The sequence below is a fragment of the Bradyrhizobium sp. ERR14 genome (assembly GCF_014198235.1).
In the GTDB taxonomy this organism is placed as follows: Bacteria; Pseudomonadota; Alphaproteobacteria; order Rhizobiales; family Xanthobacteraceae; genus Bradyrhizobium.
Genome location: NZ_JACIHD010000017.1, coordinates 98688 through 125323, shown reverse-complemented (window position 1 = coordinate 125323; position 26636 = coordinate 98688). Strand labels below are relative to the sequence as shown.

Here is a 26636-nt window from a genome sequence, read left to right as displayed (position 1 = left end):
CGCTCAGCGCGATTTGCGCCGGCCTGTCTTGAGCGGCTCCTTGGGCGGCACCGCTCCGGGAAGCTCGACCAGCTCGCCGCTTCGTAGCCCATTGAAGATCATGTCGAAGAAGATCTCCGCGATCTGCTCGGGGGTCGCGGACTTGTTGGGGTTGTACCAGCGATGCATCCAATTGAGCGAGGAAAGGATAAGCCGCCCGGTCATGGGAACGTCGACCTTGCGGATTTCGCCGGCATCGATGGCTTCCTGGATCAGGCCGCGGAGAAAATTCTCGAAACGGTCGCGGCGCGTCAGCCGCTCCTTGTGCCTGTGGCGATCGGGATCGTTCCAGAAGGCGGTCGTGGAGGCGATCCAGGCCCAACGATAGCGCCGGAAGTATTCGGCCGTGGCGACCATGAACGCGCGGATCTTCTGCGAGGGCGCCCCGTCGGGAATGCGATCGCGCACGAACAGATAGAGCTCGAGCGTCGAGCCGACCGCCACGCGCGCGTAGATCTCGTCCTTGTTGGCGAAATGGTGGTAGAGCAGCGACTTGGAGATGCCGCAGGCGAGCGCGATATCGCGCATCGACGTTCCCTCGAATCCCTTGCTGGCGAACAGCCGCCCGGCTTCGGCAAGAATCTGCAGCACGCGGTCGGAGGCCTCCGCCTGGTTCGCAACGCCGTCCTTCATCGTTGACAGTTCAGTCATGAAGCCTGCAATCCATTCGGCGGCCCGGCGCCAACCAGAGAACCCTGGAATGAAACTAGTTTTTCACAGACCGATCGGTCAAGCCCGGCGACCCCTTCGAGAGGAACCATGAGCGCAATCCGGATTATGCGCATCGGCGCGACAAAGGACCAACTCGGCGAGAGCCCGGTATGGGATGAGCGCCGCAAGCGCTTCTTCTGGATCGACGCGCTGGCCGGATTGATCCGCATGCGCGATCCCGCCACCGGGATGGCGGACGCGTTCAGCGTGCCTGCGCCGATCGGTTCGATGGCCCTGCGAGACGATGGCGGCGCGGTGCTGGCCATGCGCCACGGATTTGCCGGTTACGATTTCGACAAGCGCACACTGATCGAGGGACCGTCGATCGGGCTGGACCACCCGAAGCTGCGGCTGAATGACGGAAAGGCCGATCCCCATGGTCGCTTCCTGGCAGGCACGATGCACAGTGACCGCGCCCAGGATGAGACGCCGCTGGGCGGTCTCTACCGGCTGGACGCAACAGGCGCGGTGGAGCTGCTGGAGACCGACCTTGCCGTGAGCAACGGACCGTGCTTCAGCCCGGACGGCCGGACATTCTATCTCGCCGACAGCGCAAGACGGATGATCTGGGCCTACGACTACAGGGCGGAGGGTCCCCTCGCGAACAAGCGCGTCTTCGTCGAGACGGAGGCGCAGCAGTCGGGTTGCGACGGTGGAACGATCGACTCGGAAGGCTACCTTTGGTCCGTCCTCGTGCGCATCGGCAAGATCGCGCGGTTTGCACCTGACGGGACGATGGTGCGGACGATCGACATGCCGATCCGTCACCCGACCAGCCTCGCCTTCGGCGGACCCGATCTCGACGTCCTCTACGTGACATCGATCTCGCGCAGCCACGCGCTCGCCGACGATCACCCGGATGCCGGCGGCCTGTTCGCGGTCGAAGGCCTCGGCGTGCGCGGACTGCCGGCGCACAGGTTTGCTTCGGGCTAAGCGCGACCTCGATTACTGCGATCGCTTGACCTGCTTCGGTACGTTCTCCGCCATGTAGTCCACGAACACCCTGATCTTCTCCGGCAGATAGCTGCTTTGGAGAAACGTCGCGTAAATGCCTTCATCGAAGGTGGAGTTCGTCACCCGGAAGCCCGGCAGCAGGCGGATCAGACGCCCGCTCTTCAACTCCTCCGCCACGGTGTAGTCGTCCAGCAGGGCAATGCCGTGCCCGGAAACGGCGTGATCGCACAGCACCACGCCGTTGTTGCTACTGAGGGACGAAGGCACGACGATCTCGCGCAGCCGGTTCTTGCGCATGAACTTCCAGACCACGTCGTCAGGACCCATCCAGTAGGTCAGGCAATTGTGGCGGGTGATGTCCTCCGGTTCGCGCAATTTCGGCATGCGGCCGACATAGTCCGGTGAAGCCACGAGAATCCGCTCGCTCCTCAGCAGCCTTCGCTGCATGAGGCCCGCGTCCTTCGCCGCCTGGATCTGGAAGTCGACGTCGAATTCATCTTCGCGAAGCTGGGGACGCCGCTCGGACAGACGCAGCTCCACCTTCAGCTCCGGATAGAGCTTCTGAAAGCCCGGTATCAGGGGCGAAAGCACCTTGATGCCGAACAGCGTCCGCGAGTGCACCCGCAGCGTTCCACGCGGTGCAGTCTGAAGCGCAAGCGCCGCGGCTTCGGCATCTTCGATGCCGTGCAGCACCTGCTCGGTGCGCTGGAAGAAGATCTTGCCGGCATCGGTCAATCCGAGATGGCGCGTGCTGCGGTTCAGCAGTTGCACGCCGAGCTGCGCCTCGAGCTCGCCCACGTAGCGCGACACCGACGCCGGCGAGAGCCCGACGCGGCGCCCGGCCGCGGAAAAGCTGCCCTCACGGACGGCGCTGACGAACAATTCCATGGCCTGAAGGCGATTCATTCGATCTTTTCAGATTTTGCAAAGGACATGCTCAGATTACGTCAATTGTTCGAAAAAGCTCAAGCCCCTAGCTTGCTGAGAACGCGTCGCAAAAGCGACGAGCGACCGCAAGCGCGGCCGAGAAGCAATCCGGTGGAGGACGCAACCGATGGAATTCGGCGTATTCATTCTGGCGCAGCAGCGCGGCTATCATCAAAGCTCGCAGCAGGTCATCAACAACGCCGTCGAGCAGACGGTTACCGCCGAGCACGCCGGTTTCGACACGGCGTGGTACGCCGAGCATCATTTCAACAATTACAGCCTCTGCCCCTCGCCGCTGATGATGGTCGCGCATTGCGCCGGCCTGACCAGGCGCATCCGCCTCGGCACTGCGGTCTGCGTGCTGCCACTGTACAATCCGGCGCGACTGCTCGGCGAGATCGGCTTTGCCGACACCGTCTCAAACGGCCGCCTCGATCTCGGCATCGGCTCGGGCTACCAGAAATTCGAGTTTGATCGCTTCGGAGTCGATCTCGACCATTCGCACGCCCTGTTCGCCGAATTCTACGACGTGCTCGAGGCCGGCATGCGCGAACGCATCTTCTCCTATGACGGCGAGCACCTGAAGATGCCGCCGACCGCGATCGCCGTGCGCACGGTGCAGAAACCGATGCCGCCGATCTGGGTCACGTCCGGCCATGGCGAGACTCTCGGCCGCGCCATCCGTGACAACCACAATCTGTTCGTCACCGCGCTGCTCAACGGCCTCGACGCCATCAAGGCGCTGCGCGAACGTCTCGAGGGGATCGCGGCTAACGAAGGCCGTTCCATCGACGACACGCATTTCGGCTTCCTGCGCTGCGCCTATGCCAGCGACAATGACAGCGAGATCCAGTCCTATCTGGACAATGCGCGCTTCCAGCGCCGGCTCTCCGAAAGCCTGAAATTCCGACGCGCCCAGAGCGACGACGGCTATCTGATCAAGGAAGAAGCCGGCCCGAACGATATGAGCCTGGAAACGATGCGCAGCAACCTGCCCGTCGGCAGCGTCAACCAGGTGATCGACCGTATGCTGGAAGAGATCAGCATTCTCAAGCCGTCCCATATCGCGCTTCAGACCCAGCTCGGCGATTTCGATCAGCGCACGATGCTGCGCCAGATCGAATTGTGGGGCAGCAGGATCATCCCCGCGATCCGGAAAGAGCTGAAATCCGCCCCTGTGGGGCGCGGCACGATCGCGGGCGATACGGTTTCGGCATAGCGCGGCGCCAGGGCGAGCCCGGAGGTACGTCATGGGATGCCAGATCTCGCAAATGACCGATGTCCGCTCAGTCGAAGCTGCTGAATTCCGCCTGGCCATGCGCAACCTCGCGAGCGGCGTGGCGATCGTGGCGACGGGAACAGGGACCGCACGGCGCGGGCTGACGGTCAGCTCCGTCACCTCGCTGTGCATGGAGCCGCCCTGTCTGCTCGTCGGCGTCAATGCGAGCTCCGAAACGCATGCCGCCATCCTCGCCAATGGCTGCTTTGGCATCAGCCTCCTCGGCAGCGGACAGGAAGATCTGGCGCTGCGTTTCGCCGGCGGCGCCAAGGGCATTGACCGCTTCGCGACGGCGCCATGGGCACAAGGCGTCCTCGACGTGCCGCTGCTCGAACCGGCGATCGGCGTCCTGGAATGCGTGCTGCACCACCACCAGATGGTCGGCACGCATGGTCTCTTCATCGGCAGGATCGTGGCGACGCGCGGCGGGGACGGCGATCCTCTCGTCAACTTTCAGGGCGCGCTGCGGGCCTTGCCTCAGGCATAGGCGGCTCCGGCGGTGCCAAATCGGCATCGTCGCCCGAGCGCTAGAACACGGGAGCGGCATCGTGATCATCGAATGCTTCGACGGCGGAATTGTCCGGCTCACCGAGCCGTTCGACTTCCGCAACTTCAAGCTGGCGCTGCATGCCGACGCGAATTCCGAAACGCAGGGCTGGAAAGGGATCACGCTTCTCGACGATCGTGATGCGCTCGTCTCGATCGATCTGGTCCCTACGCTGGCGGGCCGCCCCGATGACGCAAGCTGGGATCGGCGCTATGCGGAGATGGTAGCCAAGGCGCGCCAGCATGGCTGGATCGATGCCGAGCGACAGGCGATCCGGGCTCATATCGAACGAGCGCGGTAAGGCTGGCAGTTTGATGCAGCGGGCAGACCCGATGGCACTGACCGCCACCGGCAGAACATCCCGAAGAGCTCTCGCTCAGCGACGGCTTCCGTCGGCATTGGTTCCGGCTTCACACGCAGGCCTGGCGCGATCTCAATCGCGCTTGAGCCCGGTCGACCTGACGATGGGAGCCAGGCGGACCAGTTCGTCCTCGACCAGGCGCTGAAACTTGTCGGGACCCGAATCGATGTCCGGCTCCAGACCTTGTGAGCGATAGCTTTCCTGCAACTGAGGATCGGCCATCGCCGTGCGGGTCGCCGCTGCGATCCGCTCCACGATCGTATCCGGGGTCGCTCTTGGAGCGAACAAGCCAAACCAGCCGGCGTAGTTGAGGCCCGGCATGCCGGATTCAGCCACCGTCGGAATCTCCGGCGCGCCGCTCAACCGCTGTTCGCTCGTCACGGCGATCAGCCGCAGCTTGCCCGCAAGGTGCAACTGCAGGATCTGACTCGATACCACGGCAATGACGGCAGAGATCTGGCCGCTGACCAGGTCGTTGGTAGCGGGGCTCATGCCCCGATAGGGGACGTGGACGACGTCCGCTGCGAGGCCGGATTGCAGCCTGAACATTTCCCCGACGAGATGATTGCCGGTGCCGACGCCTGGAGTGCCGTAGGAGAGCTTGCCCGGATGAGCCTTCGCAAAGGTTATCAGTTCCTGCAGATCTTTCACCGGCAAGGAGGGATGAACCGCGAATGCGAGCGTGCTGGTAATCAGGCGATAGATGGCGCGGAAATCACGAACCGTGTCGTAGGCGGGTTGCGGCGACGATAACGGAATCATCACCTGCGTGCTGCCATTACCGAGCAAAATCGAATAGCCATCGGGGGCGCTCTGCGCCACCGCGGCGGATCCAATCGCACCACCGGCGCCGCCGATATTCTCGACATAGATCGGCCCCAGCAGCGAGCCCATCCTGTCCGCCCAGGGGCGTCCGATCTGATCACCAGCGGCGCCAGCCGTATAGGGAATGACCAGCTTGATGGGACGGGAGGGATAATCGTCGGCGGCAGCGCAGCCGGGCCATGCGGCCAGCGCCGTGATCCGCGCCGCCATATCGAACAGCTCTCGCCGTGAAAGGGGGGACATCTTCCGCATATTCCGAACTGAGCTGGTCATCATACACGAATGAGGGACCTTGGAAATCCGTGCAGGACGATCGCTGCCGCGCTTGGCGCAAGCGCACATTCACGACCACCACCGGCGTCAACGACGAGGTTTCGTTGGGGCGGGTGAACTTCAGCTGCCCGGAGCCTTGTCTGGCATCAGGCCGCCTCTGCACAATCTCATCCTGAGACCAAGCCCAAACGGCTCTGGAATTTAAGAATTTGGTAACGATACGAACGTGGTTGAGCGCGTTAATGCAAATCGCACGCCGCCGGTGTCTTGCCCGTAACGGCCTGCTATAAGGCGTAGCCACGGCTCGATCGACTTCGCGAATTATCCGGTTTCCCTGATTGCGCATGAACAAGCTTAGCAACACGTTCGACATCGTCATCGAGCAGGCGTTCGACTTTCTGTCTCCGGAATATGCCGAGCTGTTTGATCACTCGGCTGCCACTGCGTTCCAGCATCCGATCTGGCTGCACAGCCTCTACACCAGGCTCGCGTCGGATGCGGGTGCGACACCTCTGGTCGTCGTGGTCCGCCACCGCGCGACGGGCGCCCTTGCGATGGTGCTGCCCTTGCTCCGGATCCGGCGCGGTCCGATCCGAACCGTCGAGTTCGCCGACCTCCGTGTCTCCGATTATCTGGCGCCGGTTTGCAGCCCGAAATTGTTTTCACAACTGCTCGACGACGCCGAAGCATGCGCGGAGATCCGGCGCCTCGTTCGTCCTTTCGATCTGCTCCGGATGACCAAGCTGCCCGACGGGCGGCTTCCGATCGAGAACCTCCTGGCTACGTCCCGCCGCGTATCGATGGACACCAATGCCTACGCGACGGTGCTCGTCGCGCCGTTCGAGCAATGGCGGGCCAGTGCGATCGATCGCTCCTATCAGAAGGAGCTTGCAAAGAAATATCGTCAGCTCCAGAAAAAAGGCGCACTGAGCTTCTCATGCTGCAACGACAGCGCCTCCGTGCTCGAAGCGCTGGATGTGATGAGGAAGTTTCGCGGTCCGCGCTTTCAGGCGCAAGGCGACGGAGATCTGCTCCAGCGTCCCGAATATTTCGGCTTCTATTCCGACGTGGCCCTTCGTGGTCTCGGCTCCTTTGTGCGTCTCTATGCCATGAAGATGGACGGCGAAGTGATCGCCGCCGTGCTCGGCCTCTGCCATCAGGGCAGTTTCCTCATCATCATGAGCGCCTTCGACATTGCCGGGTACAAGAGCCAGTCGCTCGGCGCGCTGATGTTCGAGCAGGTCGCGCGGGATTGTATCGAGCGCGGCGATCAGATGCTCGATTTCACCATTGGTGACGAGCCATACAAGAAACTGTTCGGCGGACAGCCCTCGCCGATGTGGGCGATCACGAAAGCCGGCAGCACCGCAGGTGCCGTCGCCCTGTTCGCGCTGAAGCAGGCTCCCTGGCTCAAACTGGCGGCCAAGCGGCTGTCGGATTTGCGGCTCCTGCCCGCCCGCACCCCGACGCCCACGAGCTGAAAAACGGCAGGCGAAGGGCTACGGAGCTCAGGCGCGCAACGCCCCGCGAACACGCCCGAGCCAGCCGGGATGCATTTGATCGACGCGGTGCGCCAGGCTGCGCCGCAGGAAGTGCAACCGGCGCCGGACATCCCAGCCGATATCGTTGCGGGATGTCAGGGCCTGGCGGAAGCGCGCCATCTTCAGGGACTGCTGGTCCGCCGCGATCTTGTCGCGATCGGAATAGAACTGCGGGATCTTGTCCAGGCCCATGCCTGGGGTCGCGAGCCACTTCGGAGCATATTCAGTGCACAGACGATCGACGTCCACCAGCAGGCGCGCGACGCCCGTGCCGGCGGCGGGACAATTGGTCTGGAACGCATCGCCGATGAGCACGATGCCGGGCTGGAGATGTCCCTCGACCACGGTCAGATCCATCACCCAGTTCTGGACACGGTCAGTGACGCGGAAATCGCCGAGATAGGGCCGCAATCCCGGCAGCAGACGCAGAACTGTCGCTTCCGGCTCACGACGCAGCTCGCGCATGATCGGATCGGTCGGGTCGCGGAACATGAAAAGATTGGCCCGCATGCCGGCGCGTACCGGAAACAGGCTGAGATAGTCGATGCCGTCGGCGGTGCGCTCGCCATAGCAGGTCAGCGCCTCGAAATCGAACGGCGCGCCATCGCGGCGGGCGATCGTGAAGCCGAACGACACCGAATGGCGTTCGGCCAGAATCTGCCGCTTGATACCGAGTTTATAACCGAGAGCCGCCGCCATGCCCGTGGCCAGAACGACGAGACGCGCAGTCACGCGCCGTCCGGAGGCCAGCTCGAGGTGCTGGACGTCGTCGCTGCAGCTGATCGCGGTGACCTCGTCGACGATCAGATCGGATGGATCGGGGATCCGGCTGCGCGCCATGGCGACGAGGTCGGCATAGGGAAATCCGTAGGCCTGGCCGACGCTGACATCGACCACCTTGCCTTCCCGGATATTGAGCACCTGATCATATCGACAAGCGACATTTTCGAGCGCATCGAGGAAGCCCAGCTTGCGGAGCATCGCCAATTGATGGCCACCGATCTTTTCGACCCGGAACTCATCCGGATGGACTGCCCGCTTGTCGATCAGGGCGATGCGATGCCCTGCCCGCGCCAGCACGGCCGCCGCAAGCGATCCTGCGAGGCCGCCGCCGACGATCGCGATATCCGCAACGATCGTCGAAGTGCCAGCCGCGCCGATCGGCTCGGTCACAGTTCTATCCGCCGTCATGATCCAGGCTCCCACGGTCAACCAAAGCCGCACGTGCAATTCTCCGGCCTGATGTCGCATCGCAGGACCAAACGCGATCATTTCTCGGTATCGAGGTTAATGAAGCAGAGAGCCGGGCTACCCAGACGATAACCGGCACGCCTCTTGCTCGGGATTCTCGGTAAATTCCGGCTTCCGGCAGTTCTGCGGCCGATCCCGGCGAGCCATTCCGCATTCAAGCGCCTGATCTCGCCTTTATCGGCCGTCGATGCGGCACTATGCCGTCAGTCGGCCTGAGCTCGGCGCTGCTCTATTTGGGACAACGGGGACGGCGATGTTCCACAGTGGAGCAACCGGCATCATCGCGGTATCGAGTTGCGGGCGAGATCCTGGACGCCCGCATTAACACTCGCTGTTTTTCGGCATGCTAGGTTGTCACCGATATCGGAACATGTTTTTCAGGGGAGAGCAGCTCCTTAAACTTCCATGATTAAATCCATCCTCCAGCTCATGCGGCGCGATGTCACGCGCGGTGTCGTCGGTACCATCCTGCTCAAGGTTGGTAGCGGCGCGCTCGCGTTTGCGTTGTTTTCGCTGGCGGCGCGAACGATGTCGCCCGACGGCTTCGGTATCTTTGCGACCTGGCTTTCGGTTGCCCAGATCGCCGCCGTCGTGGGACTGGTCGGCCAGGAATCGTTGCTGGTGCGGTTCCTGAACGAGTATCAGGTCGGCGACAGGCCGGACCTCACCAAAGGTGTTCTCCTGTCGAGCTTCAAGATTACCTCGGTCGCAATGCTGATTGTGATCATCGGGATCGCCATCGCGGCGGACATGAGAGGCGACGGGTGGCTGCTCATACTTGCGGTGTCGGCCTATACGGCCGCGACTGCCGGAGTGATGCTTGGCAGCCAGATCGCACGCTCCCTGGTCAGCATTCTCACGGGCGAAGGAAATCGCGAGTTCTTCTGGCGAGTCATCGTCGTCCTGTTTCTGCTTGCCATGCTGCTGGGCCACCGGCAACTCGATCCCGCCGAGTTGATGGCGGTGATGACACTTGCCATATCGGTGGGCCTGGTTGCGCAAATCGTTTCGATCGCGCGCGTGCTGCCGGATTTGCGCGGTACTCCGGCGCGCTCCGAAACGTCCCGCTGGCGCTCGAGCGCCCTGCACTTCTGGCTTGCATCCATCCTTGAAGCTGCAAACCAGTATTTCGACGTCATTCTGGTGTACTGGATGCTGGATCCGGTGACTGCCGGTATCTACTTTGCCGCATCGCGCCTTGCCAACATCTTCGCCATGCTGTCGGCAGCGCTATACACGTTCGGAGCCCGCCGGCTTCCCTCGCTGTATTTCAGCAAGAACCACCGGGAGTTCGAGCGAACCTTGCAGCTGATGGCGGAGGTGACCGCGCTATGCGTGATCGCCGGGCTGGCAACGATCTGGCTCGGCGGCCCCTATCTCCTCAACCTGTTCGGACCTCATTTCACCGCGCAGCACTCGGTCTTGCTCGTGCTCGCAATCGGGACGGCCATCCAGGCCGCAGGCGGCCCGTCTGCTGCGATCCTGCAACTGACCGGCCATGAACGAATCTACGTTCCCGTCGTTGCCGCCAATGTCGCGCTGCGGCTCGTGGGATTTCTCATCCTCATTCCCTGGCTCGGTGTGCTTGGCGCCGCGATTTCCGCGACCGTATCGCTGGCGCTCGCGACCATCGCCCTGAACGTCCTCTGCCGCCGGCGAACAGGGGTGGATCCTTCGATCCTCGTGCTGCTGCGCTTCTCCGCCTTGAAGCGCGGCAATTATGCAGTGCGCGGCGCCGACTCCAGCGACTAGGCCTCAATCACGCCCTCCCCCGGCAGTCCGCGATCACGCGCTGGTGGCGCCTAGGAATCGATTGGTTAACGCGCTCGCTGCGCAGCATCCGGGAACCCGTAAAATGCCTGCGGGAGCGATGTCGGCGGCCAGGCCTGGCATTAACTCCGTTTGTTGCTAGTCGGTGTCCGCGCGATGCCCGCATGATAGGTACGGAGTTAAGAAGGTGAAGATTTCGTTTCTTTAGCGGGTCGGGATCGGTGCTCCACTATCAGCCGAACAAGGAATTGGGCGAGACGACCGCGACGGCACCCGCGCGGTCGAACGGCAGCGGACGAAAGCTGCACGTGCTTCTCGCGCAGACCCAGGCCGAGAACGCCGGTGCGCAGGAGATCTCCAGGCTTCTCGGCGCCGGGCTGACCGCGCGCGGCTACCGTGTCACCAATCTATTTTTCTTCCGCAAATCGGTTTCCTTCGACGAGCCGCCCGATACGCTCTATTGCGCGCCGAGCCGACCCGGCAATCCGGTGGCACTGCTGCGGATGCTGTGGGCGCTCGGCCGCCATATCAGCACCATCAGGCCCGACGCCGTCCTGACCTTCCAGCATTTCGGCAACGTCATCGGCGGCGGCGTGACGCGCCTCGTCAGCCGCGCACCTGTCATCGCCAATCAGGTGTCATCCGCATTGTCGATGAGCTGGCCGGTCCGCACCGCCGACATCGCCATGGGCAGCCTCGGCTTCTTCGATCGCATCACGCTCAATTCGCAAGACATGGAGCGCGAATATTCGCGCTACCCCGCGGCCTACCGGTCGCGCATGGTGCATGTCCCGCACGGCTTCGATGACAAGGCCCTGATCCTGTCGAAGGAAGCCGCACGACAAAAATTCAGCCTGCCGCCGGATCGTATATTGCTCGGCTGCGCAGCGAGGCTGCATCCGCACAAGCGTCTCGACCTGGCGATACGTCTGCTGCCGGATCAACCGTCCTGGCACCTCGCGCTCGCCGGCCAGGGAGCCGACGAGGCCCGGCTGAAGCTGCTCGCGAGTGAATTGAAGGTGTCAGACAGGCTGCATTTGCTGGGGGAAATCCCGCCCAGCCGGATGGCGGAGTTTCTCGCCTGCCTCGACGTGTTCGTATTCCCGACACAGGCCGAGACCTTCGGTCTGGCCGCGGTCGAAGCTGCGAACGCCGGTGTTCCCTCCGTCGTCACCGATCTTCCCGTCTTGCGCGAAGTGTTGTCCTACGAAGGAAAGCCGACTGCGCTCTTCGTCGACGCCTCCGATCACGCGAAGCTCTCTGCAGCCGTCTCCGGGCTGTTGACGGACCAACATTTGAGCGACCAACTGCGACAAAACGCCAAAGGCCTGCGGCTGCGCTATTCGGTAGATGCCATGGTGGAGGAATACGTTCGAATTCTCGGCCAGGTCACTTGACCTGATACGTTGGAATAATTGGGCTCGACATGATCATCGAGTTTCGCTGTGAACGCGACTACGCGCGGCGGTGGATGGATCGCCAGACGCTGTCGATCGACGGCCGGGACGTTCCGGTTCAAATCGCGTGGACGGCGACTGCAGAGCCGCGCCCCACAGGTCTCGACGCCCTGTTCGAGCTCGAACGCCTGGTGTTGTACAAGGGCAAACACAGCGGCGCCAACAGGCTGAACATTGTTGCGGAACGGACGCAGGCGCCCACCGGGACGGCCGACGTGATCGTCGATTTCACCGGCGGCGCGCGCGATCCGAACGGCTCGGCCCGGCTGTATCTCCGTCCGCTGTTCAATGGAGTTGCAGGCGAAAACGCCGCGCTCGCCGCCATCCTGGCCGGCGACCTGCCGGTGATCGACATCGTCAACGAGATCGACGGCTCGGTCGTCGATCGCGGCCATCCTTCCAGCGAAATTGCCGCAGGCCTCAGCGGCGCACTCGAAACCGTCATGGCGCGAACGCTGACCATGGTGTCGGCGACCCTGTCGGGACGGCCGCGGATTGTGCCGCAACTGGCGCGTCCCGCCAGAGAGGGCCCGCGCCGGGGTCCCGCCGGCTATGTCGCGCGCGGCCTTGCCATGTCGATTGCCAAGGAGATCTATCGCCTCTGCTGCTACGCCCCGCATTGGCATATCGGGTGGCGTTTCAACGACGGCGCAGGCGTCTGGCAGACGGGCGACCTGTCTGGACCAGGCTGGAACATTCTTCCCGATCCCGGCAATCACTTCTACGCCGATCCCATTCCCGTCACGTGGCAGGGCCGAACATTCGTCTTCTTCGAAGACCTCGATCACCGGGTTGGAAAGGGCATCATTTCGGCGATCGAGTTCGGTGACAATGGGCCGACCGGCGAGGTCGTGCCCGTGCTCGAGGAGCCCTGGCACCTCTCCTATCCCTTCCTGATCGAAGACGGCGGCGATTTGTGGATGATCCCGGAGAGCTCAATCCACGGCGACGTTGCCCTCTACAAATGCGTTCGCTTCCCGGACAAATGGGAGCGACACGCGACGCTGCTGTCAGGCCTTGAGCTCGCCGACGTCACGATCACGCGGCACAATGGCCTGCATTATCTGTTCGGCGCCTGGCGCGATGGCACCGGCGGTTATTCGGACTCGCTGGCGATCTATTACGCCGAGCACCTCCTGGGACCCTGGTTGCCGCACGCCAGCAATCCGGTCCTGATCGACCGTGCAAGCACGCGGCCGGCGGGGAATTTCGTGACCATCAATGACCAATTGTGGCGCCCGGTCCAGAACTGTGCCGACGGATACGGTGCGGCGCTCGCGCTGGCGGAAGTCATCGAGCTGTCGCCGACGGCCTTCAAGCAGATCGTCCGCCATTCCCTAAAGCCCGGACCGGTGTGGCCCGGCAGAAAGCTGCACACCCTGAACCGCTGCGGCCGGCTCGAGGTGATCGACGGATCGCGTGTCCAACCCAAGACCCGCGCCTTCGCGAGCAAACTTCCGTCCGCCGTTCAGTCTCCGCGCACCAGTTCATACACCGCCGGCTGAAGCCGCCGGCGCGCCGTCGCTTGCGCCGTGCCCAAGCGCGCGCGCGAGGACACGCCCGATCGTTCCGACCTGTGACGCGCTGCCACGCCAGGCCACGATCTGATCGGGACGTATCAAAGCAAGGTCGGCGTCATAGAGTTCGCGCAAGGGTCCCGGCAGCGTGACGAGCTTCACATCCGCCCCGAGCACGCGGACGGCGTCGGCGACCGCAGCGGGCGCCGGCGCGACCTCGCCGAACTGGAGCAACGTCCATTCGAATCCGAACAAATCGTACAAGGACACGCCGTCCTCCAGCCACGCATGCGGTGCGCGTCCGCCAGGACAGGCGCTGGGAATGTAGACGTTCGCAGCATCCGGTGGCGGCCGGCTGCCGTCGGAGACGATGATTGGAGAACCGTCGTAACGCCCACCGAAGGTAACACCGGGGATGTTGAATTCGGCACGAGCGTGCTGCTCGAGATAGACGCCTGCCGTACGCCGCGCTTCGTTGCCTTCGTCCGTGGCGTCCTCGATGTCAGGCGCGGGCGCGAACAGACCAAGGGAGTCCGCGAAGCGCCGGGCATAGTCGGTGTTGCGGAGCGCCACCGGACGCCGCTCGACCTCGTAGCTGTCGAGCAGCGATACCGGGCTTACGCCCTTGACGACACTTGCAAGCTTCCAGCCGAGGTTGACTGCATCCTCGATCGCGGTGTTGTAGCCGAGCCCGCCGGTCGGCGTGAATAGATGCGCCGCGTCGCCGCCGAGGAATACCCTGCCCCGCTGCATGCCGTTCGCGACCAGCGCGTGACCTGCGGTCCAGGTCACGAAGGACAGCACCTCGCATTCGATCGGAGCGCCGCAGGCGCGCTGGAACGCGGCCTTGGCATCATTGATCGTGATCGCACTCGCGTCTTCACCCGGCCGCAGCTGGGTGTGAAACGCGAATTCGTCGCGTCCGTTCACCGAGGCCATGAAGGCCCGGCGGTCACCATTGAAGCAGTTGTACATCCACGCCTTGGCGTGCGGGATGCTCGCGTAGAACTCCGGCGAGCGGAGATACACAGCCAGCATGCGGCCGCCCATGAAATCGCGCTGCGTCCCGGTCTCGCCGCCATAGACGATGCCGAGCGATTGGCGAACCGCCGAGCGGGGTCCGTCGGCGCCGACCAAGAAGTCGGCCCGGACCTGAAAGCGCCTGCCATCATCGAGACATTCGATCTCGCCGACGATGCCGTCATCGTTTTCGGTGTAACCGACGAGCCGGTGGCCATAGTTGAGCTGGATACCGGGAAGCCGCTCGGCATGGCGGCGCAGCACCGCCTCGACATATTTTTGCGAGACGCGATGCGGCAGCTCCGCTGCGCTCCAGGAGCCCGACATGCCCTTGATCAGCTCGCCCGCGCGTGACGATGACGGCAATGCAAAGCGCGCCAGCTCGTAACCGGTATAGCGGGTGAAATACGCAACGTCGGTCGGGTAGTCCGCGGGCAGGCCCTCGCGCCTGATCTCGTCGGCAAAACCCAGCCGCCGATAATGCTCCATCGAGCGCGCCTGCGTTGCGTTGGCTTGCGGATTGAATGCGGTGCCCGGCTTGTCGTCGACCAGGATCGCGGACACGCCGCGCCGGCCGAGCTCGTTGGCCAGCATCAGCCCGCAGGGTCCCCCGCCGACGATGAGCACCGAGGCCGTCAGACGTGTTTCCAATAGGTTTCTCCCCACCAGCACTATCTTGCATGGTAAGGCTGCCTGACGATCTCGTCAAGCTACCTGACTAATCGTCGAGCGTGTCGAACTTCGCCCCGTAGACCGTCAGCCCTTTCAGGATGGCGTCCATGGCGGTCTTGCCGAGTTCGACCCGCATCTCCTGCTCGGCGATGTCGACCGCATCGCGGAACGCGTCGAGCCATTTGCGGCCGGCCGGCGTGAACATGACGATGCGGGCGCGCCGGTCGGTCGGATCGGCGATGCGATCGACGAGGCCGAGCTCGGCGCATTGATCGACCAGCTCGCCCATCGCCTGCTTGCTCATGGACGCACGGCGGGCGAGCTCGGTGAGCCGCGTCCCCTCCACGTCGAGATTGCGGGTGAGGCTGACATGGGCAATGCGCGTCTCGTCGTGTCCCCGCTCGCCCATCAATTCGAGGACGCGGCCTTCAAAGCGGCGAACCGCGTTGTTGAGCAGGCGGCCGATATTGGCATGCCGCCACGCGGTGCCGGATGTCCTGGATTTCACGAGATCGCTTCCGAATCGGCCGATCGAGATTCCGTGAGGTTAACACAAGAGGCGGCCTCGCGCGCTCGGACAGCCGATCGGCGCTATGACGGTATGGGGCGGCGTAATTCAAAACGCCGCCCGCCATTCTCGCATCTGCGCACCGGCGATGCGCGTTTACTGCGAACGATCCGAGGTCCAGCCCTTATACTCGGCGACGTTGTCCCGGGTCACGAGCTTGGACGGCAGCAGCTCGACGGTCGAGGCCGGTTTCTGGCCGTTGAGGATGCCGACACCCACCTGCACGGCCCGCCGTGCCATGAAGAACGGATCCTGCGAAGCAGAGGCCTGGATCTGCGGCGACTGCGGATCCTTCAGCGCGGCCTCGATATCGGGCGCACCGTCGACCGCGGTGATGACGATGCCGCTGCGGTTTTGCTGGCGCGCCGCAAGGTCGGTGCCGATCGCCTGCGGATCGTTGATGGCGAAGATGGCGTCGATCTTGGGGAAGCGGGTCAGATAACCCTGCGCGACGGTGAGGCCGCCTTCGCGCGAGCCTTTGCCGTCCTGGTCGTTGGACAACACCTTGATGCCGGCGTTCTTCGAGAAGACGTTCTTGCAGCCGACGACGCGGTCGATCACCGCCGAGACCTGCGGCCCGTTCTCGATGATGACCTCGCCCTTGCCTCCCAATTTGTCGACGATGTACTGGCAGGAGATCTCGCCGGCCTGCACGTTGTTCGTGGTCACGGTGGCATCGGCGCCTTCGGCCGCGGTGTCGACCGCGACGACAACAATGCCCGCCGCCTGCGCCTTCTTGATCGCCGGCCCGATCGCCTTGGGATCGCCGGGGTTGAGCAGGATCAGGTCGACGCCGGCGGCAATGAAATTGTCGATCTGGGTGACCTGCTTGCCGAGGTCGTATTCGAAGCCGACGGTCGTGATCTTCACATTGGGATTGGTCTTCTTCGCCTCGAACTCGGCGCCCTTCGACAGCGCGACGAAGAACGGGTTGCCCATCGACCCCAGCGAGACGCCGATCGACTTGAGCTCCTTGGCGAAGGATGGCGCGGCGCTTAGGGCAAGCGCCGTCGCGGCGCCGGCGAGCGTGATCGTCTTCAACATTGGCTTCCTCCCTGGTCTGTCTTCATGTCAGGCACGGCAGACCAGTAGCCGCACCGGAACCTTTCACGTTCTGGCGGAGCCCTGCAGCCGGTAGCGGTCGAGCGCGACGGCGCCGATGATCACGAGGCCCTTGATCACGTATTGCCAGATGTCGGAGACGCCGACGAGGATCAGGCCGTTCGAGAGCACGGCGATGATCAGCGCGCCGACCAGCGTACCCCAGATCGAGCCGATGCCACCGACGAATGAGGTGCCGCCGAGGATCACGGCGGTGATGGCGTCGAGCTCGTAGGACTGGCCGAGCTGCAGGCCGTTGGCGGCATAGAGCCGCGCCGCCTGCATGGCGCCGCCGAGCCCGGCGAAGAGCCCGGAGACGCCGTAGACGAAGATCAGCACGGCCCAGACCTTGATGCCGGCAAGCCGCGCCGCGCTTTCATTGCCACCCACCGCATAGATGTGCACGCCGAGCACGGTCCGGCGCAGCACCAGCCACGAGACGAGAATGACGAGCAGGGCGATCACCGAGAGCCATGGGAGCGAGACGACGCCGGGAATGAGCGTCAGCGAGCCGTTGCCGATGAAAGCGTAGGGAATCGAGGGATTGAACACCGTGGTGTCGGCGCCGAGCAGTCGCGCCAGGCCCCGCACGGCGGTGAGAGAGCCGAGCGTGACGATGAAGGGCGGCAGCCGGAGCAGCGCGATCAACGCGCCGTTGACGACGCCGAAGCCAAGGCCGGTGAGCAGCGCGGCCGGCAGCCACAGCATCCCGAGCTCCGGCATCTTGGAGAGCGTCAACCCGGCCATCGCGGAAGCCGCCAGGATCGAGCCGACCGAAAGATCGATGCCGCCGGTGAGGATCACGAAGGTCATGCCCGCGGCGAGCACGGTGTTCACCGCTGCCTGCTGCAGCACGATGCCGAGATTTTGTCCGGTGAAGAAGCGGCCCTCGGACAGGAAATGGAAACCGCCGCACAGGATCAGCAGCACCGGCAGCATGCCGAGCGCGCTGATCAGCACCCTCACCCGCTGGCGCTTTGACTCTGCGGCAGCACCGTTGGTCGTCGTCGATGCCGGCTTGGCCTGCGAAGCACCATTGTCAGGCATCGAGATGCTCCATCCCCGTCGCAAGCGCCATGATGTCTTCCTGGTTCAGCGCGACCGCCGCTTCACGCCTGACCTCGCCGGCGATGTGCCCGGCTCGCATGACGACGACGCGGTCGCAGATGCCGATAATCTCCGGCAGATCGGACGAGATGACGAGGATGGCAGTGCCGACCTTGGCGAGATTGTCGATGATCGAATAGATCTCGGACTTGGCGCCGACGTCGACGCCGCGCGTCGGCTCGTCGAGGATCAGCACCTTTGGCGCAATGGCAAGAAGCCGCGACAGCAGCAGCTTCTGCTGGTTGCCGCCGGACAGGCCACCGGCGGGGACGCCGACATTGGCGGCGCGAATGCTGAGCCCTGCGAAGGCTCGATCGGCGCGCTCGCGTGCCTTGTCACGATCCAGGAACCAGCCGAGCTTCGCATCGCGGCCAAGCACCGCGAGGTTGATGTTGTCCAGACACGACATGTCCAGGAACAAGCCGAGCGCCTTCCTGTCCTCGGTCAGATAGGCGATCCCGGCCTCGAGCGCCTCACCCGGCGTGCGGATCTCGACCGGGCGCCCCTCCAGCTCGAGCCGGCCGGAGGTTTTTGGCAACGCGCCGATGATGAGATGCGCAAGCTCGGTGCGGCCGGCGCCGATCAGACCGGCGAGACCGACCACCTCACCCGCATGCACGGTCAGCGAGCAGCCCTTGACGCGCAGGCCATCGGCCATGTCGATCGCGGCGAGCACGGGATGGCCGCGTCCTGCCTCCGGATCATGGTCCTTCTTGTAGAACGATGAGACGTCGCGCCCGACCATCAGCCGCACGATGGTGTCGGCACGGATCTCGGCCTTGTCGAGCGAGCCGACCAGGCGGCCGTCGCGCAGCACGGTGACGCGGTCGCCGAGCGCGTAGACCTCGTCCATGCGATGCGAGATGTAGATGATGGCGAGCCCCTCCGCCCTGAGCTGGCGGATCAGCGCGAACAGCCGCTCGCTTTCGGCGGCCGACAAGGAGGTGGTCGGCTCGTCCATGATCAGGATCTTTGATCTCGCATGCAACGCCCGCGCGATCTCGACCAGTTGCCGCTGGCCCATGGAGAGATGCGCCACCAGCGTCGACGGCTGGAAGTCAGCGCCGAGCCGTTTCAGGATCGGACCGACGGCCTCGCGCATGGCGCCGCGCGCCAGCAAGCCTGTCCGCGATATCTCCCGTCCCAGATAGATATTCTCGGCAACACTGAGATTGGGTGCGAGCGACAGCTCCTGATAGATGATGGAGATGCCCGCCGCGCGGCCGCCGAGCGGGCCTTCGATCCGGACCGGATGTCCTTCGATGCGGATCTCGCCGCCGGGATCGGGTCTGTAGGCGCCGGACAGGATCTTCATCAGCGTCGACTTGCCGGCGCCGTTCTCACCCATCAACGCATGAATTTCGCCGGCATAGACGGTGAGATCGACGGCACGCAGCGCCTTGATGCCGAAGAAGGATTTTGAGACCCCACGCATCTCGAGGATCGGATCGTTCATCGTGCCTCCCGGCGCACAATGCGTTTCCCACCCGCGTCTCAATCATTCTGTCAGCGCGGCTTGCGCATTAAACAAAAGGCCGCGGCACAGGGCAATACCGAACAGGCCGGAATGTAGCATCGAGGCGATGCTAGTGGCGCGGCCGATACAGTTCGCGCCACGCGGGAAGCCGCTCGGCATAAGCATCCGTCAGCCCAGCGTCAGGTTCGAACGTGTCGATGCGTTGCGGCCGCGTGCACACGGTTTCGATTGCCTCACCCGTGACAGCAAGTCGCCCCAATCTCGCCGCACCGAACGCGGCGCCGGTCTCACCTCCGGCGAAGCGGTGGATCGGAACATTCAGCACGTTCGCCAGCACCGAGAGCCAGAAGCCGGACCGTGAACCACCGCCAATGGCATCGGCTTCCGTAATCACAATGCCAGCATCGGCGAGCGCGTCGCGGCAATCGGCGAGCGCAAATGCAACGCCCTCGAGCACCGCCTGCACGATCATCCCGCGATCGGTGCCATGGCTCAAACCATCGAGCATCCCGCGCACGACGGGATCGTCGTGCGGCGTCCGCTCACCCGCGAGATACGGCAGGAAGCTCGCGGGCGACGGTGCCCGCGGGCGCGATCCGAGCGGTGCCAGCAATTCAGCCTCGGTAACGCCGAACAGGCGCGCGGTCCATGCAAGGCAGGAGGCGGCCGACAGGATCGCGCCGGCTTGAATCCACATGCCGGGAATGGCGTGGCAGAACGTGTGCACGACGCGGTCGGGGTTGGCGGCTACCCTGTTGGTCGGGGCCAGCAAGGCACCCGAGGTTCCCAGCGAGATGAATGCGGTTCCCGGCTCGATCGCGCCGATGCCGACGGCGCCGGCCGGATTGTCGCCGGCGCCGCCCGCGATCACCGGCTGCCGGGTCATACCCCAGCGTTCCGCGAGCTCGCTGCGCAGCGTCGTTGCAGGCGCGCATCCCTCGACCAAACGCGGCATGTGATCGCGCGACAGTCCAGTCGCGGCGAGCGCTGCGTCCGACCAGTCGCGGCGCGCGGCGTCGAGCCACAGCGATCCCGACGCATCCGAGACGTCCTCGATGGCTTCGCCTGATAGCATCAGGCGCAGGTAGGCCTTTGGCAGCAGCACCAACTTCGTCGCTGCAAAGACTTCAGGTTCGTGCCTCGCGATCCAGAGCAGTTTTGGCGCGGTGAATCCCGGCATCGCCTTGTTGCCCGTCACTGCACGCAAGGCGGGCCAGCGCTGCTCCAGGACGCGACACTCGGCGGCGGCGCGTCCGTCGTTCCAGAGGATACAAGGCCGCAGCGGTCTCAAGCTCGCATCGAGCAGCGTGGCGCCATGCATTTGTCCGGACAGCCCGATGCCCTCGACCGCCGCGAGTTCTCTTCCATGCGATACCTTCAGGGCATCGAGCGTGGCGAAGGTCGCCTCGATCCATTGCGCGGGATCCTGCTCGGAATAGCCTGATTGCGGCGAGGTGATCGTCAGCGGCCGGCTCTCGCTTGCAATCACGCGCTGGGCACCGTCGACGAGAACGGTTTTGACTGCGGAGGTGCCGAGATCGATGCCGAGATACATGACTGCTTCCGCTCACTTCGCCGCGTCGATCCAGATCCCCGGTTCCGAATGCTCGCGGATGTGGCTGACCAGGAAGTCGGAAAACACCCTGATCTTGGCGGGCAGCCGGACGCGGTTTTGATAGGCGATGTTCATGGTGAGCAGCGGCAACTCCCAGCCCATCAGGACAGGCACGAGCCGGCCGGCCGCGATATCGCTCTGCACGATGTAAAGTGGCTGGATCAGGATGCCGAGCCCCGCGCGTGCCGCACCGCAGATGATCTGGCCATCATTGCTGTCGAGCGTCGGCGCGATCCGCACCGTCTGCGTCGTGCTGCCCTGGCTGAGCCGCAGCGAATAGGGATCGTTGGCGAGATTGTAGATCAGCATGTTGTGGCGGGCGAGATCGGCAGGGTGCTCCGGCCGGCCGTGCTTCTCCAGATATGACGGCGCCGCCGCGAGCACGCGGTGCATCTGGCCGATACGGCGGACGATGATGTTGGAGTCCGGCTCGTGCTCGCGCGTGCGGATCGCGACGTCAATGCCGGCCTCGATGAAGTCCAGGTAGCGGTTTGCGCTGATGATCTGCACGCTGAGATCAGGATAGAGCGCGCGGAAGGCGGGCAGCATCGGCGCGAGATAGATCATCGCAAAGGACAGCGAGCTCGTCACGCGCAGCATGCCCTTCGGCGACAGCGCGCGGTCGGAGACGGCATCCTCGGCTTCGGCGAGCTCGTTCAACAATGTGCCGCACCGCTGCAGGAGCTCCTGCCCTGCCTCCGTCAGCCATAGCCGGCGCGTGTTGCGCTCGATCAGCCGGACTGCGAGTCGTTCCTCCAGCGCGCTGAGGTGGCGGCTGGCGGCCGCGTTCGACATCCGCAGGATTTCGGCGGCCTTGGACAGGCTGCCGAGCTCGGCGGTTTTGGAGAAGACTTCGAGTTGGAGCAGCCGGTCCATTTTTGCGAAAACAGGAAAAGAGACTTACAAATTTTGGTCTTTATTTCCGATTTCTGCAAGGCAAAATAGCGCCAACAAAGCACAATGGCAGGCGAGGAAATCAGGAAATGTCGGGCCCGATCAGGCACATCGTGATGTGGCGGCTGCGCGGGGAAAGCCCCGAGGAGCGCTCCGCCGCCCGGGTCAAGGTCAAGACCCTGTTCGAGGGCCTCAAGGGCCGGATCGACGGCCTCACCCATATCGAAGTCGGCATGGACGTCAGCGCGGTGGATTACGCCTGCGACGTGGTGCTGTTCTCCGAATTCACCGACCAGGCCGCGCTCTCGGCCTATGCCAACCATCCGGAACATCTGCGCGTGCGCGAGGCGCTTGGCGACTTGCGGATCGGGCGCTTCCAGGTCGATTATCCCATCAAAGAGACCGGCGCATGATCGGTTCGTTCACCTTTGAAAACCTGCCCTGCCGCGTCGTGTTCGGCAGCGGAACGCTTGGCTCCGCGAAGGCCGAGGTCGAGCGGCTCGGCGGCAAGCGCGCCCTGGTGCTGACGACGCCGCAGCAGGAGGCGCAAGGCAAGAGCCTGGGGGCGGCGCTCGGCTCGCTCTATGCCGGACTGTTTTCCGGCGCCACCATGCACACGCCTGTTGAGGTTACGGAGCGTGCGCTCGCGGCGATGAAGGCGTGCGAGGCCGACTGCGTCGTCTCACTCGGCGGCGGCTCGACAACCGGCCTCGGCAAGGCGCTGGCCTTGCGCACCGGAATCAACCAGCTCTGCATCCCCACCACCTATGCCGGCTCCGAGATGACGCCGATCGTCGGCCAGACTGAGAACGGCCTGAAGACCACGGTGCGCGATGCGGCAATCCTGCCGGAGACCGTGATCTACGATGTCGATCTCACCTTGACGCTGCCGGCGAGCCTGGCCGCGACATCGGGCATCAACGCGATCGCCCATGCCGTTGAGGCCCTCTATGCGCGGGATGCCAATCCCGTGACCTCGCTGATGGCGGAAGAAGGCATCCGCGCACTGGCCCGCGCCCTGCCTGCCATCGCGGCCAAGGGCGATGACCGCGAGGCCCGCACCGAAGCACTTTATGGTGCATGGCTGTGCGGCGTCTGTCTTGGCACCGTCGGCATGGCGCTGCATCACAAGCTCTGCCACACGCTCGGTGGAACCTTCGACCTGCCGCATGCCGAGACACACACCATCGTGCTGCCGCATGCGCTCGCCTACAACGCGCCAGCCGTGCCCGACGCGATGGCACGCGTCTCGCGCGCAATCGGCGCTGCCGATGCATCGCAGGGACTTTTCGAGCTTGCGAAGCGGTTGGGTGCGAAGACGGCACTGCGCGATATCGGGATGCCCGAGGGCGGCATCGACAAGGCGGCGGATCTTGCCGTCACCAACGCCTACTGGAATCCGCGCCCGCTCGAGCGCGGCGCCATTCGCGACCTGATCGCGCGCGCCTGGGCTGGCGAGCCGCCGGCCCCAATCAAAGCGGCGGCTTGAGGCGATGCAGCGCACCCTGATCAGATCCGCGACCGTCATCAGCATGGATGACGCGATCGGCGACCTCGCGACCTGCGACGTGCTGATCGAGGGCAGCCGCATCGTCGAGGTGCGGCCATCGATCGACGTCGCGGCCGACACGGAGATCGTCGACGGCGCAGGGCGCATCGTCATCCCCGGCCTGATCAACGCGCATATGCACACTTGGCAGACCGGCCTGCGCGGCTATGCCGCGAACTGGACGTTGCTGGAATATTTCCGCCGCATGCATGCGGGCCTTGCGACCGTGTTCCGACCCGACGACATTTACATCGCAACCCTCGTGGGCGCGTTGAACCAGATCAATTGCGGCACCACCACGCTGGTCGACTGGTGCCACAACAATCCGACGCCTGATCATACCGACGCCGCCGTGCGCGGCCTGATCGAGAGCGGCATTCGCGCCGCCTTCTTCCATGGCTCGCCGAAGCCGGAGCCAAAGCCGGGCGAGCCGCATTTCTCGGAAGTGCCGCATCCGCGCCGCGAGGTCGAGCGGCTGCTGGCCGGTCCCCTCGCCGACCGCGATGGTCTCGTCACGCTGGGCCTTGCGATCCTCGGCCCGCATTATTCGACGCTCGAGGTCGCCATGCATGACTTCCGCATGGCGCGCGAGCTCAAGCTGATTGCATCGATGCATCAGGGCGGCGGTCCGGCCAAGACACCCGGCGGCTGGGAGAAGCTGATCGAAGCCGGCCTCGTCGGCACCGGCATCAACATCGTCCATGGCAATGATCTGCCCGACGATCTGCTCGATCGTCTCGTCGATCGCGGCGTCTCCTTCTCGGTGACGCCCGAGAACGAGATGATCCAGGGCCATGGCTTTCCGATCACCGGACGGTTGCTCAGGCGTGGCGTGCGACCGACCATCGGCATTGACCTCGAATCAATCCTGGCCGGCGACCTGTTCTCCGCCGCGCGCATTGCGCTCTCGATGCAGCGATCGCTCGACAATGCGGAGTCCCGCAAGACTAGCGGCACCATCCCCACAACGACCACGATTCCCGTGCGCGAGGCGCTGCGCTGGATCACGACGGAAGGCGCCCGCATGCTCGGCCGCGAAAACCAGATCGGCTCGCTGACACCCGGGAAACTTGCCGACCTCGTCATCATCAACGCCTCCGATCTCAACCTCGTCCCGGTGCACGATCCCATTGCGACCGTGATGATGCAGACCAGCCTCACCAATATCGAGGCGGTCATGATCGGCGGCGCCTGGAAGAAGCGGAACGGCCGACTGCTGGCTGAGGGATTGGAGACGAAGAAAGAGCTACTGGCGCAATCCGGCCGGCGGCTGGTGCAGGACATCGAACGACAGGGACGCGCCGCCTGAGGCGCCAACGGACAACAACAATGACAGACACCTCGAAAAACATCGCTTTCATCGGGATCGGCAAGATGGGCCTGCCGATGTCGGCGCTCGTCGCCAAGGCCGGTTATGCCGTCACCGCGTTCGACCAGAGCGCGGCGCGGATCAACGAGGCACGCACACAAGGCATTGCGATTGCCGCATCGCCGGCCGAGGCCGTGAGCGGCAAGGCGGCTGTCGTCACCTCCCTGCCCGACGACGTCGCGTTGCGCGGCGCCATGCTCGGCCCCACCGGCGTCATCGCCGCCATGGCGCCGGGCGCCAGTTTGATCGAAACCAGCACAGTGAGCGTCGAGGCTTCTACGGAAGTTGCGGCCGCGGCGCAGGCCCGCGGCATTGCCTATCTGCGCGCACCGGTCTCCGGCAATGCCAGCATCGTTCATACGGGCGCGCTGACCTGCTTCGTCTCGGGGCCGAAAGACGCCTTCGAAAACGCAAAGCCGCTGTTCGCCGCCTTCACCCGCGCGCAGACCTATCTCGGGCCGGCCGAGGAAGCCCGTTACGCGAAACTCTCGGTCAATCTGATGATCGCAGTATCGGCGGCGATGATGGCGGAGAGCCTGGCGCTCGCGCGCAAGGGCGGCATCGCCTGGCAGGACATCTTGAAGGTGCTCGACGACAGCGCGGTGGCCTCGCCGATGGTGAAGTACAAGACCGCGCCGCTGCGCACCCGCGATTTCGAATCCACTTTCTCCTGCAAGCAGATGGCCAAGGATCTCGACCTGATCCTGGGAGCCGGCCACGCCGTCGGCGTGCCGTTGCAGCTCGCGGCGCAAGTGCGCGAGACCTACGGCTCGCTGGTCGCGCAAGGCGACGGCGACACCGACTTCATCGCGACCGTCAAGCACCTGGAACGGCTGTCCGGGCTCGGCGAGCCCAAACTCTGATCGGCGGAAGGCACATATGCGCAATTTCAACGAGAACACGATCACCGACGCGGTGCTGGAGCGGATCAAGGACGCGACCGATCCACGCATCAAGCAGGTCAGCGAAGCGCTGGTGCGCCACCTTCATGCCTTCGTCCGCGAGGTGCGGCCGACCCAGAAGGAATGGGAGTTCGGCATCGACTTCCTGACCCGTACCGGCCACATGTGCGACGACAAGCGCCAGGAGTTCATCCTGCTGTCGGACACGCTCGGCGTCTCCATGCTGGTCGATGCGATCAACCACCCAGTGCCGGAGGGCGCGACCGAGACAACGGTGCTCGGCCCGTTCTTCGTCCAGGCCGCACCGGAAAAGGACAGCGGCGCGGATATCTCCGGTCCGATGGAGGGCGATCCGATGCTGGTCACCGGCTCGGTGTCGACCGTCGACGGAAAGCCGCTCGCAGGGGCCGTCGTCGACGTCTGGCACTCCGACGATGACGGCTATTACGACGTGCAGCAGCTCGACGCCATCGGCGATCTCGCGATGCGCGCGCGCTTCCACACCGACGCCAACGGCAGATTTCATTTCTGGTCGATCAAGCCGGCCGCCTACCCCATTCCGCATGACGGGCCGGTCGGCGAGATGCTGGAGGCGCAGGGCCGTCATCCCTGGCGGCCAGCGCATGTGCATTTCATGATTTCCGCGCCCGGCTTTGAGCAGCTCGTGACACACGTGTTCGTCGCCGGCGACCAGTATCTCGATTCGGACGTGGTGTTCGGCGTCAAGGACAGCCTGATCCGTGAATTCGCGAGGCATCCGGCCGGCCGTGCGCCTGATGGTCGCATGGTGGACAGCGAGTATTTCCATCTCAACTATGATTTCGGCCTCAAGCAGGCCGCGAGCAACGCAAGAGCCGCTTAAGCTAGAGCGGCGACGGACCAGCAAGAGTCCGGCAACAGGGAGCAGACG

At 64.2% G+C, this 26636-nt stretch carries 24 protein-coding genes; 13 read left to right on the top strand and 11 right to left on the bottom strand.

Going from position 1 to position 26636, the window contains the following annotated elements:
• Positions 1–3: 3 nt before the first annotated feature.
• On the bottom strand, positions 4–690 hold the full coding sequence (locus GGD62_RS31625) for a TetR/AcrR family transcriptional regulator (protein ID WP_026201583.1): 687 nt from the start codon (positions 688–690) through the stop codon (positions 4–6).
• 108 nt (positions 691–798) lie between these two features.
• Between GGD62_RS31625 and GGD62_RS31620 the strand changes: the two genes are divergently transcribed.
• The gene (locus GGD62_RS31620; RefSeq protein ID WP_183712084.1) at positions 799–1683 is read left to right on the top strand and encodes an SMP-30/gluconolactonase/LRE family protein; all 885 of its coding nucleotides are present in this window, start codon (positions 799–801) and stop codon (positions 1681–1683) included.
• Positions 1684–1695: 12 nt separating this feature from the next.
• Here GGD62_RS31620 and GGD62_RS31615 read toward each other — a convergent pair whose 3' ends face one another.
• Entirely contained in the window at positions 1696–2610 is a 915-nt protein-coding gene (locus tag GGD62_RS31615) for a LysR family transcriptional regulator (protein ID WP_179731244.1), read from the bottom strand.
• 148 nt (positions 2611–2758) lie between these two features.
• Between GGD62_RS31615 and GGD62_RS31610 the strand changes: the two genes are divergently transcribed.
• The 3 genes from GGD62_RS31610 to GGD62_RS31600 all read left to right on the top strand — a co-directional run bounded on the left by GGD62_RS31610 (position 2759) and on the right by GGD62_RS31600 (position 4758).
• On the top strand, positions 2759–3850 hold the full coding sequence (locus GGD62_RS31610; RefSeq protein ID WP_183712082.1) for an LLM class flavin-dependent oxidoreductase: 1092 nt from the start codon (positions 2759–2761) through the stop codon (positions 3848–3850).
• A 52-nt stretch (positions 3851–3902) separates the two neighbouring features.
• On the top strand, positions 3903–4397 hold the full coding sequence (locus GGD62_RS31605) for a flavin reductase family protein (protein ID WP_177237087.1): 495 nt from the start codon (positions 3903–3905) through the stop codon (positions 4395–4397).
• 61 nt (positions 4398–4458) lie between these two features.
• A complete protein-coding gene (locus GGD62_RS31600) occupies positions 4459–4758 on the top strand; it encodes a hypothetical protein (RefSeq protein WP_018316021.1) in 300 nt (99 codons plus the stop codon).
• 132 nt (positions 4759–4890) lie between these two features.
• Here the strand turns inward: GGD62_RS31600 and GGD62_RS31595 are convergent, their stop codons facing one another.
• The gene (locus tag GGD62_RS31595; RefSeq protein ID WP_183712080.1) at positions 4891–5886 is read right to left on the bottom strand and encodes a tripartite tricarboxylate transporter substrate binding protein; all 996 of its coding nucleotides are present in this window, start codon (positions 5884–5886) and stop codon (positions 4891–4893) included.
• Between the two features lie 374 nt (positions 5887–6260).
• Between GGD62_RS31595 and GGD62_RS31590 the strand changes: the two genes are divergently transcribed.
• A complete protein-coding gene (locus GGD62_RS31590; RefSeq protein ID WP_183712078.1) occupies positions 6261–7397 on the top strand; it encodes a GNAT family N-acetyltransferase in 1137 nt (378 codons plus the stop codon).
• Positions 7398–7424: 27 nt separating this feature from the next.
• Here GGD62_RS31590 and GGD62_RS31585 read toward each other — a convergent pair whose 3' ends face one another.
• Complete coding sequence (locus GGD62_RS31585; protein WP_026201581.1) at positions 7425–8648, bottom strand: NAD(P)/FAD-dependent oxidoreductase; 1224 nt, start codon at positions 8646–8648, stop codon at positions 7425–7427.
• A 465-nt stretch (positions 8649–9113) separates the two neighbouring features.
• On the opposite strand from GGD62_RS31585, the gene GGD62_RS31580 reads away from it, so the two are divergent.
• The 3 genes from GGD62_RS31580 to GGD62_RS31570 all read left to right on the top strand — a co-directional run bounded on the left by GGD62_RS31580 (position 9114) and on the right by GGD62_RS31570 (position 13440).
• Positions 9114–10460: a lipopolysaccharide biosynthesis protein gene (locus GGD62_RS31580; protein ID WP_183712076.1), complete on the top strand. Its 1347-nt coding sequence runs from the start codon at positions 9114–9116 to the stop codon at positions 10458–10460.
• Positions 10461–10699: 239 nt separating this feature from the next.
• Positions 10700–11875 carry a glycosyltransferase family 4 protein gene (locus tag GGD62_RS31575; RefSeq protein ID WP_183712075.1) on the top strand — a complete coding sequence of 392 codons (1176 nt, stop codon included), beginning with the start codon at positions 10700–10702 and terminating at the stop codon, positions 11873–11875.
• A 29-nt stretch (positions 11876–11904) separates the two neighbouring features.
• Positions 11905–13440 carry a hypothetical protein gene (locus tag GGD62_RS31570; protein ID WP_183712074.1) on the top strand — a complete coding sequence of 512 codons (1536 nt, stop codon included), beginning with the start codon at positions 11905–11907 and terminating at the stop codon, positions 13438–13440.
• On the opposite strand, the gene GGD62_RS31565 is transcribed toward GGD62_RS31570, so the two are convergent.
• From GGD62_RS31565 to GGD62_RS31535, 7 genes are all read right to left on the bottom strand, one after another.
• Complete coding sequence (locus GGD62_RS31565) at positions 13423–15123, bottom strand: FAD-dependent oxidoreductase (RefSeq protein WP_183712073.1); 1701 nt, start codon at positions 15121–15123, stop codon at positions 13423–13425. The two genes, GGD62_RS31570 and GGD62_RS31565, sit on opposite strands and share 18 nt — an antisense overlap.
• Before the next feature lie 67 nt (positions 15124–15190).
• Positions 15191–15652 (bottom strand): MarR family transcriptional regulator, encoded by a 462-nt coding sequence (locus tag GGD62_RS31560; protein WP_183712072.1) that lies wholly within the window; start codon positions 15650–15652, stop codon positions 15191–15193.
• A gap of 156 nt (positions 15653–15808) precedes the next feature.
• Positions 15809–16756: an ABC transporter substrate-binding protein gene (locus tag GGD62_RS31555; protein WP_179731263.1), complete on the bottom strand. Its 948-nt coding sequence runs from the start codon at positions 16754–16756 to the stop codon at positions 15809–15811.
• A 63-nt stretch (positions 16757–16819) separates the two neighbouring features.
• Positions 16820–17860: an ABC transporter permease subunit gene (locus GGD62_RS31550; RefSeq protein ID WP_183712071.1), complete on the bottom strand. Its 1041-nt coding sequence runs from the start codon at positions 17858–17860 to the stop codon at positions 16820–16822.
• Positions 17853–19376, bottom strand: coding sequence for a sugar ABC transporter ATP-binding protein (locus GGD62_RS31545; RefSeq protein WP_183712070.1), 1524 nt, complete (start codon positions 19374–19376; stop codon positions 17853–17855). The genes GGD62_RS31550 and GGD62_RS31545 overlap by 8 nt, the downstream gene beginning before the upstream one ends.
• A gap of 130 nt (positions 19377–19506) precedes the next feature.
• Complete coding sequence (gene xylB / locus GGD62_RS31540; protein WP_183712068.1) at positions 19507–20952, bottom strand: xylulokinase; 1446 nt, start codon at positions 20950–20952, stop codon at positions 19507–19509.
• A gap of 12 nt (positions 20953–20964) precedes the next feature.
• On the bottom strand, positions 20965–21888 hold the full coding sequence (locus GGD62_RS31535; RefSeq protein ID WP_018316009.1) for a LysR family transcriptional regulator: 924 nt from the start codon (positions 21886–21888) through the stop codon (positions 20965–20967).
• A 107-nt stretch (positions 21889–21995) separates the two neighbouring features.
• Here GGD62_RS31535 and GGD62_RS31530 point away from each other — a divergent pair, with 107 nt between their 5' ends.
• The 5 genes from GGD62_RS31530 to GGD62_RS31510 are packed head-to-tail and all read left to right on the top strand — an operon-like array spanning position 21996 to position 26588.
• Positions 21996–22319 (top strand): Dabb family protein, encoded by a 324-nt coding sequence (locus tag GGD62_RS31530; RefSeq protein ID WP_038947956.1) that lies wholly within the window; start codon positions 21996–21998, stop codon positions 22317–22319.
• Entirely contained in the window at positions 22316–23395 is a 1080-nt protein-coding gene (locus tag GGD62_RS31525; RefSeq protein ID WP_183230938.1) for a maleylacetate reductase, read from the top strand. The genes GGD62_RS31530 and GGD62_RS31525 overlap by 4 nt, the downstream gene beginning before the upstream one ends.
• Positions 23396–23399: 4 nt before the next feature.
• Entirely contained in the window at positions 23400–24764 is a 1365-nt protein-coding gene (locus tag GGD62_RS31520) for an amidohydrolase family protein (protein ID WP_183712066.1), read from the top strand.
• Between the two features lie 20 nt (positions 24765–24784).
• Positions 24785–25687 carry an NAD(P)-dependent oxidoreductase gene (locus GGD62_RS31515; protein WP_183712065.1) on the top strand — a complete coding sequence of 301 codons (903 nt, stop codon included), beginning with the start codon at positions 24785–24787 and terminating at the stop codon, positions 25685–25687.
• 16 nt (positions 25688–25703) lie between these two features.
• Complete coding sequence (locus GGD62_RS31510) at positions 25704–26588, top strand: intradiol ring-cleavage dioxygenase (RefSeq protein ID WP_183712063.1); 885 nt, start codon at positions 25704–25706, stop codon at positions 26586–26588.
• The last annotated feature ends 48 nt before the right edge of the window (positions 26589–26636 follow it).